The organism is Cupriavidus sp. 05N38 (genome assembly GCF_056397345.1).
The window spans coordinates 1-14,316 of record NZ_JBFTNF010000109.1 but is presented as its reverse complement, the minus strand read 5'-3'; the positions used below and the strand labels follow the sequence as shown (position 1 = coordinate 14,316).

General features: G+C 70.5%; 11 protein-coding genes. 5 read left to right on the top strand and 6 right to left on the bottom strand.

Features of this window, described 5'->3' with window-relative positions; all coding sequences use genetic code 11:
• Nucleotides 1-108: 108 nt before the first annotated feature.
• Nucleotides 109-1,053, bottom strand: coding sequence for an alpha/beta hydrolase fold domain-containing protein (locus tag AC1DK4_RS38795; RefSeq protein ID WP_441612927.1), 945 nt, complete (start codon nt 1,051-1,053; stop codon nt 109-111).
• Nucleotides 1,054-1,114: 61 nt separating this feature from the next.
• Nucleotides 1,115-1,789, bottom strand: coding sequence for a TetR family transcriptional regulator (locus tag AC1DK4_RS38790; RefSeq protein WP_441612928.1), 675 nt, complete (start codon nt 1,787-1,789; stop codon nt 1,115-1,117).
• Between the two features lie 288 nt (nt 1,790-2,077).
• On the opposite strand from AC1DK4_RS38790, the gene AC1DK4_RS38785 reads away from it, so the two are divergent.
• From AC1DK4_RS38785 to AC1DK4_RS38775, 3 genes are all read left to right on the top strand, one after another.
• Entirely contained in the window at nt 2,078-5,386 is a 3,309-nt protein-coding gene (locus AC1DK4_RS38785; protein ID WP_441612929.1) for a bifunctional cytochrome P450/NADPH--P450 reductase, read from the top strand.
• 125 nt (nt 5,387-5,511) lie between these two features.
• Nucleotides 5,512-6,723, top strand: coding sequence for an MFS transporter (locus AC1DK4_RS38780; RefSeq protein WP_441612930.1), 1,212 nt, complete (start codon nt 5,512-5,514; stop codon nt 6,721-6,723).
• A gap of 65 nt (nt 6,724-6,788) precedes the next feature.
• The gene (locus tag AC1DK4_RS38775; protein WP_441612931.1) at nt 6,789-7,829 is read left to right on the top strand and encodes a GlxA family transcriptional regulator; all 1,041 of its coding nucleotides are present in this window, start codon (nt 6,789-6,791) and stop codon (nt 7,827-7,829) included.
• Nucleotides 7,830-7,857: 28 nt separating this feature from the next.
• Here the strand turns inward: AC1DK4_RS38775 and htpX are convergent, their stop codons facing one another.
• From htpX to AC1DK4_RS38755, 4 genes are all read right to left on the bottom strand, one after another.
• On the bottom strand, nt 7,858-8,736 hold the full coding sequence (gene htpX / locus AC1DK4_RS38770) for a protease HtpX (RefSeq protein ID WP_441612932.1): 879 nt from the start codon (nt 8,734-8,736) through the stop codon (nt 7,858-7,860).
• Between the two features lie 187 nt (nt 8,737-8,923).
• Nucleotides 8,924-9,310 (bottom strand): hypothetical protein, encoded by a 387-nt coding sequence (locus AC1DK4_RS38765; protein ID WP_477115906.1) that lies wholly within the window; start codon nt 9,308-9,310, stop codon nt 8,924-8,926.
• 156 nt (nt 9,311-9,466) lie between these two features.
• On the bottom strand, nt 9,467-11,170 hold the full coding sequence (locus tag AC1DK4_RS38760) for an FAD-dependent oxidoreductase (protein WP_477132190.1): 1,704 nt from the start codon (nt 11,168-11,170) through the stop codon (nt 9,467-9,469).
• Nucleotides 11,171-11,317: 147 nt separating this feature from the next.
• Nucleotides 11,318-12,829, bottom strand: coding sequence for a polyamine aminopropyltransferase (locus AC1DK4_RS38755; protein WP_477132189.1), 1,512 nt, complete (start codon nt 12,827-12,829; stop codon nt 11,318-11,320).
• A gap of 209 nt (nt 12,830-13,038) precedes the next feature.
• Between AC1DK4_RS38755 and AC1DK4_RS38750 the strand changes: the two genes are divergently transcribed.
• Nucleotides 13,039-13,425 (top strand): DUF350 domain-containing protein, encoded by a 387-nt coding sequence (locus tag AC1DK4_RS38750; protein ID WP_441613054.1) that lies wholly within the window; start codon nt 13,039-13,041, stop codon nt 13,423-13,425.
• Nucleotides 13,426-13,488: 63 nt separating this feature from the next.
• Nucleotides 13,489-14,316: SPFH domain-containing protein (locus AC1DK4_RS38745; RefSeq protein WP_477132188.1), on the top strand; the 828-nt coding region annotated here is incomplete at its 3' end.

Here is a 14,316-nt window from a genome sequence, read left to right as displayed (position 1 = left end):
GCGCGGCATCGCCCGCACGGCGCTGGCGCACTACGCGCCGGTGGCGCGCATGGCGCGCGCCGCGGCAGCCGCCGGCTATGCGCGGCTGGCGTGAGCGCGCCGGCGCGCTCAGTTCCGGGTGACGCGGCTGGCGAAGGCCGCCGCATCGCCCAGCGCGCGGCGCGCCTCGGGCAGGAAGGGGTGATAGAGCTGCCAGACGTGCGGCAAGCCGCGCCAGATGTGCAACTCCGCCTGGCCGCCGGCGGCCAGGCAGCGCTCGACCAGCCGGCGCGAATCGTCGAGCAGCACTTCCTTGTCGCTGGCCTGCACATAGAGCGGCGGCAGCGTGGCCAGCGCGGCGGCATCCGCGTACAGCGGCGATGCCAGCGGCTCGGTGGCGGCGGTCTTGCCGAGATAGAGACGGGCGGCGCGTGCGATCGATTCGCCATGGAACATCACGTCGTGGCGGTCGTTGCTGCGCAGTGTTTCGCCGGTGGCGGCGAGGTCGGTCCACGGCGAGAACAGCAGCGCCCCGGCGGGCAGTGGCAGGCCGCGCGCCTGTAGCGCGAGCAGCGTCGCCAGCGCCAGCCCGCCGCCGGCCGAATCGCCGGCGATGACGATCTGCCCCGGCGCGATGCCGCGCGCCAGCAGCGCCGCATAGGCAGCGAGCGCATCGTCCAGCGCGGCGGGGAACGGATGCTCCGGCGCCAGCCGGTAGTCCAGCGAGAACGCCTGCATGCCGGTCTTGCGCGCCAGTGCGAGCGTCAGCGGGCGATGCGTCTGCGGCGTGCAGAAGTAGTAGCCGCCGCCATGCAGGTAGAACAGCGTCGGCACATCGGCCTGCGAGCCAGCCTGCAGATCAGCATGCGCACCGGCGCCTTCGCGGCGCGTCCATTCCCCAGGCAAGCCGGCGTCCCCGGAGCGCTCGATGCGCCAGCCCGCAGGCACGCGCGCATTGTGCCCGAACTGCGACATCGCCCGCCGCGCGGCGGCCACGTCGATCTGCGCGGGCGGTGGCCCGCGCTTCAGGCGCTTTCTCAATCCATAGGACAGCAACAGGTTCTGCAGGCTCATCGGCTCCTCGCTCGCTGGTCACCACTGCTTGTCGTTACCCGGCCTTGTCCTGGCGCCCCGCTCAGTGCGGCCGCCCCTGCTGCGGCTTGCGCTTGCGGCCCGCAGTGGGCGCGGCGGCCTGGACATGCGCGGGCCCGCGCTGCTGCTCCGCGGCGCCATGCAGCAGCCAGCAGATCAGCTGCTGCGATTGTTCGATGCGCTTGCGGCGCCCCTGCGCGTTGTCTTCGAGATAGTCGGTCGACAGATGGAACAGGTAGGACACCACGTAGGCGATCAGGTCGTCGATGGCCGTGCGCGGCAGCCCCGGGCAGAGTGCCAGCCGCTCGATGTCTTCCGCCGTTTCGGCGGCGATGTCGGCCAGCAGCTGGCGCACCGCGTGGCGCAGCGCCGGCTGCGGCCCGGTGCTGCCGCACACGCCGACGATAAAGGCGTCGGGGTGCGCCTCGGCGTAGGCGAAGAAGGCCTCGCAGCAACGCGTGGCGACCTCGCCGGGATTGTCGCGCGCCGCGGCCCAGCGCACCGCGCGCAGCATCGGGCGCAGCTCGTTGCTGACCTCGGCCACGGCCGTCAGTGCCAGTTCTTCCATATCGGCGAAATGGCGGTAGAAGGTGTTGGGATTGAGGCCCGCTTCGCGCGCAAGCTCGCGCAGGCCGAGGCCGGCGAAGCTGCGCCGCGCGGCGGCAAGGCGCAGCGCGGCGTCGATCAGTTTGCGTTTGCCGGCGGCAACGTCATCCATGGTATCGGTCTGAAAAATTGAGGCTGGGATAGCGCAAGCATATCCGGAGCGGGCCGGGCACGGCCTGTTGCGCGATCCTGTTGCGCGATCCTGTTGCGTGATCCTGTTGCACGAGGCCGTTGCGAAAAACCGTTTGGAATTGACACTCGGCATACATTCGTCTACTTTGCTGCAAAAGTAGACGCTTGTCTACGTCCAAGAACGAAGACACACGAGACACGCGCGGCCCGCGGGCCGCCCGGCACAACCCCGGCGCCTTGCGCGCCGACTTCGAACGGTGACCTGAACATGCAGCCAGTCTCCAACCCGGCTTCCGTCTCCGCCGCTACCGGTTCCGCCGCGGCTGCCGCGCCGGTGACGCGCGCGCTCGAGCCCATCCCGCAGGCGCCCGGCTGGCCGGTGGTCGGCAATCTCCTGCAGGTCACGCCCGGCATGGTCGCGCAGCACCTGCTAGCGCGCAGCCGCGAGTTCGACGGCATCTTCGAGCTGAACTTCGCCGGGCGGCGCGTGGCCTTCATCTCCGATGCAGAGCTGGTGGCGGAGCTGTCCGACGGCCAGCGCTACCGCAAGCTGATCGGCCCGCCGCTGTCCTACCTGCGCGAGGTGGGTGGCGACGGCCTGTTTACCGCCGACCACGACGAGGAGAACTGGGGCCGTGCGCACCGCATCCTGATGCCGGCCTTCAGCCAGCGCGCCATGAAGGGCTACTTCGACGTGATGCTGCGCGTGGCCGAGCGCCTGGTCGGCAAATGGGACCGGCAAGGCCCCGGCGCCGACATCGCCGTGGCCGACGACATGACCCGCCTCACGCTGGACACCATCGCGCTGTCGGGCTTCGGCTACGACTTCGATTCCTTCGCCAGCGAAAAGCTGCATCCCTTCATCGACGCCATGGTGGGCGCGCTCGAAGAGGCCATGGGCAAGCTCACGCGCTTCGCCATCAAGGACAAGTTCATGCATGCGGCGCACCGCAAGTTCGCCGCCGATGTCGGCTTCATGCGCGAGCTGGTGGACGACGTGGTCAGGCAGCGCCGCGCGGCGGCCGCGCAGGGCCAGGCGCCCGCGCCCGACCTGCTCAACCTGATGCTCGACGCGCGCGATCCCGAGACCGGCGAACGCCTGGACGACGTGAATATCCGCAACCAGGTCATCACCTTCCTGATCGCCGGGCACGAGACCACCAGCGGCATGCTCACCTTCGCACTGTACGAGCTGCTGCGCAACCCGGGCGTGCTGGCGCAGGCCTATGCCGAAGTGGACGCCGTGCTGCCCGGCGACGCGCCGCCGGTCTATGCCGACCTGGCCCGCCTGCAGGTGATCGACCGCGTGCTCAAGGAAACGCTGCGGCTGTGGCCCACCGCGCCGGGCTTCTCGGTGGCGCCGTTCGAGGACACCGTGCTGGGCGGACGCTACCTGATCCAGAAGAACCGGCGCGTGTCGGTGGTGCTTACCGGCCTGCATCGCGACCCCAAGGTATGGGAGGATCCCGATCGCTTCGATATCGACCGCTTCCTGCCGGAGAACGAGGCGCGCATCCATCCGCATGCCTACAAGCCGTTCGGCAACGGCGAGCGTGCCTGCATCGGGCGCCAGTTCGCGCTGACCGAGGCCAAGCTGGCGCTCGCGCTGATGCTGCGCAACTTCCAGTTCAGCGATCCGCACGACTACCAGTTCCGCATCAAGGAAACGCTCACGCTCAAGCCGGACGCCTTCACGCTGCGCGCGCGCCGCCGCCGTCCGCACGAGCGCATCGTGGCCGCCGCCGCGAGCGTGGCCGGCGTGCAGGCCGGGCGCCCGGCGGTGCAGGGCGACGGCCTGCCGCTGGCGGTGCTGTGCGGCTCCAGCCTGGGCACCGCGCGCGAACTGGCCGAGCAGATCCACGCCGGCGCGCTGCAGGCCGGCTTCGCCGCCACGCTGCGCGACCTCGACGACGCGGTGGACGCGCTGCCCACCGAAGGACTGGCGGTGATCGTGGCGGCCACCTACAACGGGCGCGCGCCCGATTCGGCGCGGCGCTTCGAGGCCATGCTCGACCGGCGGCGGGCGGACTCGCTGCCGGGTTCCGGCGCGGACTATCGCGCGCCGGGCCTGCGCTTTGCCTTGCTCGGCTGCGGGAACTCGCAGTGGTCCACGTACGAGGCCTTCCCCAAGCGCCTCGACGATTTCTTCGGCGCGGCCGGCGCCATGCCGCTGCTGCCGCGCGGCGAAGCCGACGGCAACGGCGACTTCGATCACGCCGCCGAACTGTGGCTCGCGGCGCTGTGGCAATCGCTGCAGGCCTTGCGCCTGGCGCAGGGAGCGGACGTGACGGATGCGGCCGCGGCGGGCGGCGTCGAAGTGCGGCTGCGCGATATCGCGGCCATTCGCGCCGGCACGCTGCCGCCGTCCACGCAGGCCTTTACCGTGCTCGCCAATACCGAACTGGTCAACGATCCCGCCGGCCTGTGGGATTTCGCGCAGGAAGCACCGCGCACGTCCACGCGCGATATCCGCCTGCAGCTGCCGCCCGGCGCACGCTATGCCACCGGCGACCACCTCGCGGTCTATCCGCAGAACCAGCCGGCGCTGGTGCAAGACCTGTGCGCGCGGCTCGACCTCGATCCCGATGCGATGGTGACGCTGTCCGCCGCGCATGCTGCCGCCGCGCGCGGCTTGCCGCTGGAAGAGGCGCTGCCGGTGCGCGAGCTGCTCACGCATTTCATCGAACTGCAGGACGTGGTGTCGCGCCAGACCTTGCGCACGCTGCTGCAATACACGCGCTGCCCGTTCACGCGCGCCGCGCTCGAGCGCCTCGCTTCGGACGACCCTGCGGAAGGCTATGCGGCCAGGGCGAGCGCGCAGCGCCTTGGGCTGGTGGATGTGCTGGTGCGCCATCCGGCCATCGAGCTGACCTTGCCGGGCTTGCTGGCCTGCACCGTGGCGATGCGGCCGCGCTTCTATTCCATCGCCTCGTCGCCCGCGGTGTCGCCCGATGTGGCCACCATCACGGTCGGCACGGTCTGGTCGCCCGCGCTGTCGGGGCGCGGCGTCTTTCGCGGGGTGGCTTCCACCTGGCTGCAGGGCCTCGGGCCCGGCGCGGTGGTGGCTGCCCATATCCGCACGCCGAACCCGCCGTTCGCGCCCGATGCCGACCCCGCCAGGCCGATGATCCTGGTCGGCCCGGGCACCGGCATCGCGCCGTTCCGCGGCTTCCTGGAAGAACGCGCCGCGCAGAAGGCCGCGGGCACGCAGGTTGGCGTCAGCCAGTTCTACTACGGCTGCCGCCATCCGCAACACGACTGGCTGTACCGCGACGACATCGCGCGCTGGCAGGACGCGGGCGTGGTGCAGGCGCATGCGGCGTACTCGACCGGCAGCGCGCCGGACCAGCGCTTCGTCCAGCATCTGCTATGGCGCGACCGCGCCGCCGTGTGGACGATGCTGCAGGAAGGCGCGGCGCTCTACGTGTGCGGCGACGGACGGCAGATGGCGCCGGCGGTGCGGCGCACGCTGATCGAGATCGCGGCGCAGCAGGGCGGCATGGCAGAGGCGGCGGCGTCGGACTGGCTGGCCGGCATGGTGGCGCAGGGGCGCTACAGGCAGGACGTCTTCAACTGACCGGCTGGCCCGCCCGGGAATCCGCCCGCGCCGCATGGCAGAAATCTGCGGATCATTGTCAGCCGGCGTGGCGGCGCTTTCCCTACGCTCGGTGTCATCCCCAACGCCCTTCACCGGAGCGCCCGATGACACCTTCCGCGCTATCGCAAGCCCGGCTCCTGGCGGTCTGCCAGGCCCTGTTTACCTCGGCCCTCTCGGTCGACCTCACGCTTACCGGCCTGGTCGGCTACACGCTCGCGCCGGACAAGGCGTTGGCCACCTTGCCGTTCGCGCTGATCACCGTGGCCTCCGCCGTCACCGCCATCGCGGCGGCCTTCCTGATCGAGCGCCTGGGCCGCCGCGTGGCGTTCTGCCTGGGCGGGCTGGCCTGCTGCGCCGGCGGCCTGGTGTCGGTATGGGCCATCTCGCACCATGACTTCGTCGCGTTCTGCGTTGGCACCGCGCTGGTCGGCGTGTTCCAGGCGTTCGCGCGCTTCTACCGGCTCGCCGCCGCCGACGCCGCCGCGCCTGCGGACAAGCCGCGCGTGATCTCCACCGTACTGACCGGCGGCGTGGTGGCGGCGGTCTGCGGCCCGGCCATCGCCGCGTGGAGCAGCGACCTGATGGCAGCGCAGCCATTCGCCGGCGCCTACGCGGTGGTGGCCGTGTTCGGGCTCGCCACCGTGCTCCTGCTGGCGCTCGCTTATCGCGACGCGCCGGCCCACGTTGTGGTGCAGGCGCAACGCGCGGAGGCCGCGCTGCCCGCGCGCCCGCTCGCGGAGATCGCGCGCCAGCCGCTGTTCCTGGCGGCCTTCGCCAACAACGGCATTGGCAACGCGGTCATGATGTTCGTGATGACGGCCACCCCCATCGCCGCGGTGGCGTGCAGCCACACCATCACGCAAGGCGCGCAGATCATCGAGTGGCACCTGGTCGGCATGTATGCGCCGTCGTTCTTCTCCGGCTGGCTGCTGCAGCGCTTCGGCCGCGGGCCGATGCTGATGTGCGGCATCGCGCTCGCTGCGACGGGTTCGCTGGTGGCGCTGGCGTCCACGGCGCTGCCCGCGTTCTACGTGGCCCTGCTGTGCCTCGGCGTGGGCTGGAACTTCATGTTCGTCGGCGGCACCACCTTGCTGGCCGAGACCTATCGCCCCGCGGAGCGCGCGCGTACCCAGGCGCTGGCCGAGTTCTCCGCCGCCGTGCTGACCGCGCTCGCGACGCTGGCTGCCGGGCAGGTGCTGTACCGCTACGGCTGGCAGGCAGTGAACCTGGCCGTGTTGCCGGCGCTGGCCGTGGCGCTGGCGATCACGCTGGGCTGGCAGCGCGGCGTCGCGCGCCGGGCGGTGCTGGCGGGATGAACGCGCGCGCCGGTATGATCGGCAGGCCACCCACTGCCCCAGGCTCCCGCCGCGGAGCGACTGCCATGCCAGCCAGCCTTGCCTTGCCGGACGATCCGCCACGCAGCGTGGTGATCGTCGCGCCGGATCCGGCGCAGGAACTCGACGTGACCGGGCCGAGCGCGGTGTTCGGCCACGCCAACCGGCTCGAAGGCAGGCGCGGGCCCGCCTACGACATCCGCATCGCCAGCGTGAGCGACGACGGCGTGGTGCGTACCGAAAGCGGCATCCGGCTGCTGGCCGACGCGCCCTACCACCGCATCGCGCAGACGCTGCCGGGACCCATCGATACCTTGCTGATCGCCGGCGGCTCCGGCCACCGCACGGCGGCCACCGACGCGCGCCTGATCGACTGGATCCGCGCGCAGGCGCCGCATGTGCGCCGCCTCGGTGCCGTCTGCACCGGCGCCTTCATGCTGGCGAATACCGGGCTGCTCGACGCGCGCCGCGCCACCACGCACTGGCGCCACGCCGCGCGGCTGGCCGCGCAGCACCCGCAGGTGGAGGTCGATCCCGACCCGATCTGGATCCGCGCCGGCGACCTCTATACCTCGGCCGGCGTCACCGCCGGCATGGACCTGGCGCTGGCGCTGGTGCAGGACGATCTCGGCCACGCCGCCTCGCTGGCGGTGGCGCGCGAGCTGGTGCTGTTCCTGCAGCGCCCGGGCAACCAGGCGCAGTTCTCCACCATGCTGCAGGCGCAGAGCGCGCAGAACCCGGAACTGCGCGAGTTGCAGGGATGGATGGCGCAGCACCTGGCGCGCGACCTGTCGGTGCCGGTGCTGGCCGAGCGCGTGGCGATGAGCCCGCGCAATTTTGCCCGCGTGTTCGCGCGCCAGGTCGGGGAGACGCCGGCGCGCTACGTGGAGCGTTTGCGGGTGGAGGCGGTGCGGCGCCTGCTAGAGGAAGACGGCCGGCGCCTGGAAGGCATCGCGCATGCCACCGGCTTCGCCAATGCCGACGTGATGCGGCAGGCCTTCCAGCGGCATATGCAGACCACGCCCGAGCGCTACCGGGCGGCGTTCCGGGCGTGCCCCGCAACGAGCCTGGCGGCTGCGCCAGCCTAGAGCGGCCGGCGCGTCGCCAGGCGCGCGTTCAGCCGCGGGACTGCAGCGCGGCGATGCGCTGCTCGATCGGCGGGTGGCTGGAGAACAGCGACAGCCACGACTTGCCGCCGGCGATGCCCATGGCCTGCATGTTCTGCGGCAGGCCTTCGGGCTCCAGGCCGCCGAGGCGGCGCAGCGCCGCCACCATCGGCGTCGGCGAGCCCATCAGCTTCGCCGCGCCGGCGTCGGCGCGGTATTCGCGATGGCGCGAGAAGGTGGCGACGATGATGCTGGCCAGCACGCCGAACACGATCTCGCACACCACCACGGTGATCATGTAGCCGATGCCGGGGCCGCTCGATTCCTCGTCGTTCTTGCGCAGCATCGAATCCACGAAATAGCCGACCACGCGCGCCAGGAAGATCACGAAGGTGTTCACCACGCCCTGGATCAGCGTGAGCGTGACCATGTCGCCGTTGGCGATGTGGGCCACTTCGTGCGCCAGCACGGCCTCCACTTCGTCGTGCGACATGGTCTGCAGCAGGCCGGTGGACACGGCCACCAGCGAGCTGTTCTTGGTCGCGCCGGTGGCGAAGGCGTTGGGTTCGCCTTCGTAGATGGCGACCTCGGGCATCGGCAGGCCGGCGCGCTGGGCCAGCCTCTGCACGGTCTGCACCAGCCAGACTTCGGTACTGTTGCCGGGCTGTGTGATGACCTGGGCGCCGGTGGACCACTTGGCGATCATCTTGGACATCAGCAGCGAGATGAACGAGCCGCCGAAACCCATCAGGGCGGCGAACGCCAGCAGCATGCCCAGGTTGAGCCCGTTGCCGGTGAGGAATCGGCTCACCCCGAGCAGGCTGGCGGTGAAGCTGAGGACAAGCATGACGGCGAGGTTGGTCGCCAGGAAGAGCAGGACGCGTTTCATTTTTGGTCTGTGAGGAAAGTCGGTCGAATCAAAGGGAAAAACGGCAAAACGGGCACTGGCACCTCGCACGGGCGCGGACAGCGCGGCAATGCGCGGATGACGCACACGCGGCACGCCTCGGATGGCGCGCCGGTGCTGACGGCGAGGTGCGGGAAACGAGGCGCGCGCCAGGACGGCGCGCCGGGGCTCAGGCGCTTGGCGGGCGCTGCTGGAGGGGGAGGTCGGGGTCGGGCAGCAGGCCCGGGCGGTGCAGCGGCGCGCCGCTGCGCGCCAGGCCGGCGGCCACGCGCAACGGCGCGGCGGGCAGCAGGGATTCGGCGAGGTCGGCGCCGCCCTGGGACGGATCCTTGGCGTCGCTGCCGTCGTGGTCGGCCTGGTCAAAGGCCGTTGCGGCAAAGACCGCGGGCGACCCGCGGTCCTGATCCGCACCGCCGGCCGCCACGGCGCACGCATGCTGCGTCCGGTCGGCAGGCAATCCGGTGTTGCCGCTTGCGCACACGCTAGCGCCTGCCCAGCTCTGGAAGGGCATGACGGCAAGCATCAGGAGCAGCAACAGCAAGCGAATGGGGCGCACGGAAAATACGTCTGGTTCGGAATCGTGGAATCGAATCGTGAATCGCAGTGTTCGACACGAAACCGTGCCAGGAATTCTACAGGATGCGGCATTCGCAGCGGTGCTGCCATCCCCGGTGGCGCAAGCCGCACTTGGATCGCTGGACCGGCCAGCGGTTCAGCCGAGGATCTTCTGCGCGGCACGCGTGCCCCACCAGGCAGCTTCCTCGAATACCGACAGGCCGGACAGGTCGGCGTGCGCGAACAGGATGCGGCCGTCGGCCGCGCGCAGCGCCGCGCTGCCGGCATTGGAGAGGARGCCGGTGCGCGGCGAGGCCATGGCATGGCCGCGCACGGTGATCTCCACCGCATCCGCGTGGCGCCAGAAGGCGCGGCCGTAGACGGCGTGCAGGTCGGCGGTGGCATAGTCCATCAGCTCGGCGGGGCTGGCCCCGGCGAGCCAGCCGCGCACATCCGCAGGCGCGCGGGGAGCCGTACCCGTTGATGCGGCCGGGTCCAGCGGACAGTAGGCAGTGAAGACGGTGGCCGCCGGCATGGCCTGGCGGATCAGCTGGTGCGTGCTGACCACATAGCCCAGCCCGCGCCCGCCGTGGACCACGTTGTCCCAGGCCAGCGGCACGCCCGGCTGCTCGGGCGGGAAGCCGCGCAGGCGGAAGCTCGAGACCAGCCACGGCGCGCTGGGCGGAAGGTGCCGGGCGGGGTCGAAGCCGAACGCGCCAAGTTGCGCCACATGGGTGGCCACGTGCAGCGGCATGGCGCAGATCACGCGGCGCGCGCGGATGCGATACAGCCGCGGCGCGCCGGCCGCTCCGCCGCCGGGCCACCGCGCGCACAGCACCTCCACCTCGCGGCCTTGCTCGCGTACCTGCACGGCCATGCCAGGCCGGCGCCAGGGCCCGGCCCCGGCGCCGGCGCGGTGCGCATCGATGCGCGCCGACAGCCGCGTCACCAGCGTGTGCAGGCCGTCGGGCCAGGTCAGCACGGCGCCGTCGGCGGCGTTGGCGGCATGGCCGGCGCGGCTGGCGAAGTAGTACACGCCCGCCCAGGCCGAGATCACGTCATGGCCGGCGCCGTAGTCGTCGCGGCAGCAGTAGTCCACATAGCCATGCAGCGTCGGCGAGGTAAAGCCCTCGGCGCTCATCCACTGGCGCATGCTCTGCCGGTCCAGCGCGGTCCAGGCCGGGTCCTGCGAGGCGAGCGCCAGCGGAATCGCGAAGGCCTTGCGGCCGTCGCTGCCGCGCGCGTCCTTGAGCCGCTCCATGCGCGCCAGGAAGCGCGCGTGCTGCGCCGCCTCTGCCGGCGCCACGGCCTCGCTGGGCAGCAGGCCGTCGTGCCACTTGCCATCGAAGAACAGGCGTTCGTCCGGGGCATGCACCAGCGCGCGCTCGTCGAACTCCGGGCGCGGCGCGAACGGATCGCGCGCGATCACGCCGGTGTCGGCCAGCATCTCGCGGATGTGGACGGATTCCAGCGAGGGCAGGGGCAGGTAATGCGCGCCGCGCGGAAACGCCAGCTCGCCGAAGCTGCCCCCCGCCGCGTTGCCACCGAACTCCGGGCCCTCCACCAGCACGAAGTCGCGCATGCCCGCGCGCGCCAGTTGCCAGGCCGCGCTGAGCCCGGCCACGCCGCCGCCGAGAATGGCGACATCGGTCACGATCTCTTCCTGCGGCGCCGTCCAGCTCGCGGCGTCCCGCAGCGCATGGCCCTCGGCCATGCCCGGGCGCAGCACCATGGGCGCCGGCTCGCGCAGGCCGACCCCGGCCAGGAAGCGGCGCGCCTCGTCGCCGAGCTGGTCGCAGCCGGCCAGCAGGCCGGTGCCGGCGGCGCCCGCGGCAGCGATCAGGAAGCGGCGGCGGTCCATGCTCTCTCCCTGTGAGCGCCCGCACGGGTTGGTCCGGCAGCGCAGCGACGATGAAGCGAAGCTGTCCTGGCCCGGCGCGCGACCGCAGGCAGGACAAGCGGCACGGCAAGGCCGCGCGACGTCGCCAGGATCACGCTGAGGGTGCCGCTAGCGGATGACATTGCGCCAGTCCTGCTCGAAATCGTGCACCAGCGTCTGCTCGTTGAGCCGGTTCGGGCGCGCCTCGCGCGGCGCCATGTCGGCGGGGAAGCAGAACATCAGCGCGGTGCTGTCGGCATCGAGGAACCTGAGCGGCACGTCGTAGCTGGCCGGCGGCGTGTAGTCGGCGCGCTTGCCGGCCAGGATGAAGCCCCATTCGCCGAAGGACGGCACATAGGCGTGGTACGGCCAGGTGTGCAGCCCGGCCTCGCGCAGCGTGGCGTCGATGTCCCAGAACGAGCGCGGCGCGAAGTACGGCGAGGTGGACTGCACCACCGCATAGCCCTTCTCGGCCAAATGGTGCGAGAGCAGCTTGTACATCGGCACCGAGTACAGCTTGCCGAGGCCGAAGTTGGACGGGTCGGGCAGGTCGACGACGATGGCGTCGAACATGTCGTCGTGCTGCTCCAGCCACTGCGCGGCATCGGCGTTGACCACCTGCACGCGCGCGTCCTTGAGCGAGCCCTGGTTGAGCGCCACCAGCGGCGCGCTGCGCGAGAACAGCGTGGTCATGGCGGGGTCCAGGTCCACCAGCGTGATGTGTTCGATATTGCGGTGCTTGAGGATCTCGCGCACCGCCAGGCCGTCGCCGCCGCCGATCACCAGCACGCGCCGCGCCCACGGCAACGACTGCAGCAGCGGATGCACCAGCGCCTCGTGGTAGCGGTGCTCGTCGCGCGAGGAGAACTGCAGGTTGCCGTTGATGTAAAGGCGCAGGTCGTCCTTCCAGCGCGTGATCACCAGGCGCTGGTAGGGCGTGCTTTCGCTGTGGATGATCTCGTCGCCGAACATGCCGCGCTCTGCCCAGTGCGTGAGGCGCCCCGAGCCGGCGAAGCCGCCCGCCAGCAGCACCAGCACCAGCGAGGCGCGCAGCATGCGCGGCACCGCCGCCTTGAGTTCGTCGCGGAAGATATGGATGGTGACCAGCGCCACGCCGGCATTGAGCATGCCGAACAGGAAGCCCGTGCGCGACAGGCCCAGGCGCGGCGCCAGCACCAGCGGGAACACCAGCGACACCGCCAGCGCGCCGAGGTAGTCGAAGGTGAGCACGCGGCTGACCAGCTCGCTGAAGGCGGTGCGGCGCGCGTTGAGCACGCGCATCACCAGCGGGATCTCCATGCCCACCAGCACGCCCAGCACGAACACCAGCGCATAGAGCGCGGTGCGGAACGGCGCCGACAGCCAGGCGAACACCACGAACAGCAGCGCCGCCGAGACCCCGCCGATCAGCCCGATCAGGATCYCGATATCGATGAAGCGCGCCAGCACATCCTCGTCCTTCACGTAGCGCGACAGCCACGAGCCCACGCCCATGGCGAACAGGTAGCAGCCGATGATGGAAGAGAACTGGAGGATGGAGTCGCCCAGCAGGTAGCTGGACAGGGCGCCGGCGATCAGCTCGTAGCCGAGCCCGCAGGACGCCACGATCAACACCGAAAGAACAAGGGTACGGTCGCGCATCGGTTCAGGGACGATTCAGGAGCGGTCGGCGGGCGAGCAGGGCGGGTGGAAGGGGAGCGGCGCAGGCGCAGGCGTGGGCGCGTGCCGGCGCCCGGCGGATTGCAAATTGTTGCGATGAGCGGAAATGGACAACGATATACTTGAGCGCCACGCGCTACAGCGCTGCCGTTTGGTCGCGGCGCCGCGGAATCCGCCGGAGAACATCGATGATGCAAGGCATCTACGCGTACGTGCTGCACCTGCTGGCCGGCCTTGCCCTGTTGGCCGTGTTCGTCGGAGTCTACACCAGGATCACGCCGTTCCGCGAGTTCGCGCTGATCCGCCAGGGCAACCTCGCGGCGGCGCTTTCGCTGTCCGGCGCGATGTTCGGTTTTTGCTTCACGCTGTCGTCCAGCATCCAGCACAACGACACCTTCGTGATGTTCCTGGTGTGGGCGGTGGGAGCCATGCTGGTGCAGGCGCTGGCCTATGCGGGCCTGGCGCGCGCACTGCCCGACATGGATGCGGCCATCGAGTCGAACAACGTCGGCATGGGCGGCCTGATGGGCGCCATTTCGGTGGTGGTCGGCGCCATCAATGCGGCGTGCCTGTCGTGACGCGCGCGGACCAACGCCCTTCCTGAACCTGCCCGCATATTGCCGAGAAACCTGGGGATCGCCATGAGCATCGGATCGTTCATCAAGAAGCAGTTCATCGACATCATCCAATGGACCGAGGACAGCGACGGCGTGCTGGCCTGGCGCCATCCGATGGAGGACATGGAGATCCAGTACGGCGGCAGCCTGACCGTGCGCGAATCGCAGATGGCGGTGTTCGTCAACGAAGGCAAGATCGCCGACGTGTTCGGGCCTGGCATGTACAAGCTCACCACGCAGACGCTGCCGGTGCTGACCTACCTGAAGAACTGGGACAAGCTGTTCGAGTCGCCCTTCAAGTCCGATGTGTATTTCTTCAGCACGCGCCTGCAGATCGGCCGCAAGTGGGGCACGGCGCAGCCGGTCACCATCCGCGACGCCGATTTCGGCATGGTGCGGCTGCGCGCCTTCGGCCTGTATTCGTACAAGATCGCCGATGTCGCGAAGTTCTATGCAGAGATCAGCGGCACGCGCGCCGAATATACGCGCGACGAGGTGGAGGAGCAGCTGCGCAACCTGCTGATCGCCACCATGACGTCCACGCTCGGCGGCGCCTCGGTGCCCTTCCTCGACATGGCCGCCAACCAGGCGCTGATGTCGCAGACCATCCGCGAGCGGCTGGCGCCCGAGTTCGAGCGCTACGGCGTGGCGCTGGACAACTTCGCGGTGACCAATGTGTCGCTGCCGGAAGAGCTGCAGAAGGCCATCGACACCCGCATCTCGATGGGCATGATGGGCGATATGGCCAGGTACACGCAGTACCAGGTGGCCAGCTCGATCCCGCTGGCCGCGCAGAACGAGGGCGGCGTGGCGGGCCTGGGCGCGAGCCTGGCGGCCGGCGCCGTGATGGGC

Bases quoted from the DNA above. Each gene is read 5' to 3' on its own strand.
- AC1DK4_RS38775 (WP_441612931.1), top strand. From the start codon at position 6,789: ATGCCAGCCAGCCTTGCCTTGCCGGACGATCCGCCACGCAGCGTGGTG.
- htpX (WP_441612932.1), bottom strand. From the start codon at position 8,736: ATGAAACGCGTCCTGCTCTTCCTGGCGACCAACCTCGCCGTCATGCTT.
- AC1DK4_RS38780 (WP_441612930.1), top strand. From the start codon at position 5,512: ATGACACCTTCCGCGCTATCGCAAGCCCGGCTCCTGGCGGTCTGCCAG.
- AC1DK4_RS38750 (WP_441613054.1), top strand. From the start codon at position 13,039: ATGCAAGGCATCTACGCGTACGTGCTGCACCTGCTGGCCGGCCTTGCC.
- AC1DK4_RS38795 (WP_441612927.1), bottom strand. From the start codon at position 1,053: ATGAGCCTGCAGAACCTGTTGCTGTCCTATGGATTGAGAAAGCGCCTG.
- AC1DK4_RS38790 (WP_441612928.1), bottom strand. From the start codon at position 1,789: ATGGATGACGTTGCCGCCGGCAAACGCAAACTGATCGACGCCGCGCTG.
- AC1DK4_RS38785 (WP_441612929.1), top strand. From the start codon at position 2,078: ATGCAGCCAGTCTCCAACCCGGCTTCCGTCTCCGCCGCTACCGGTTCC.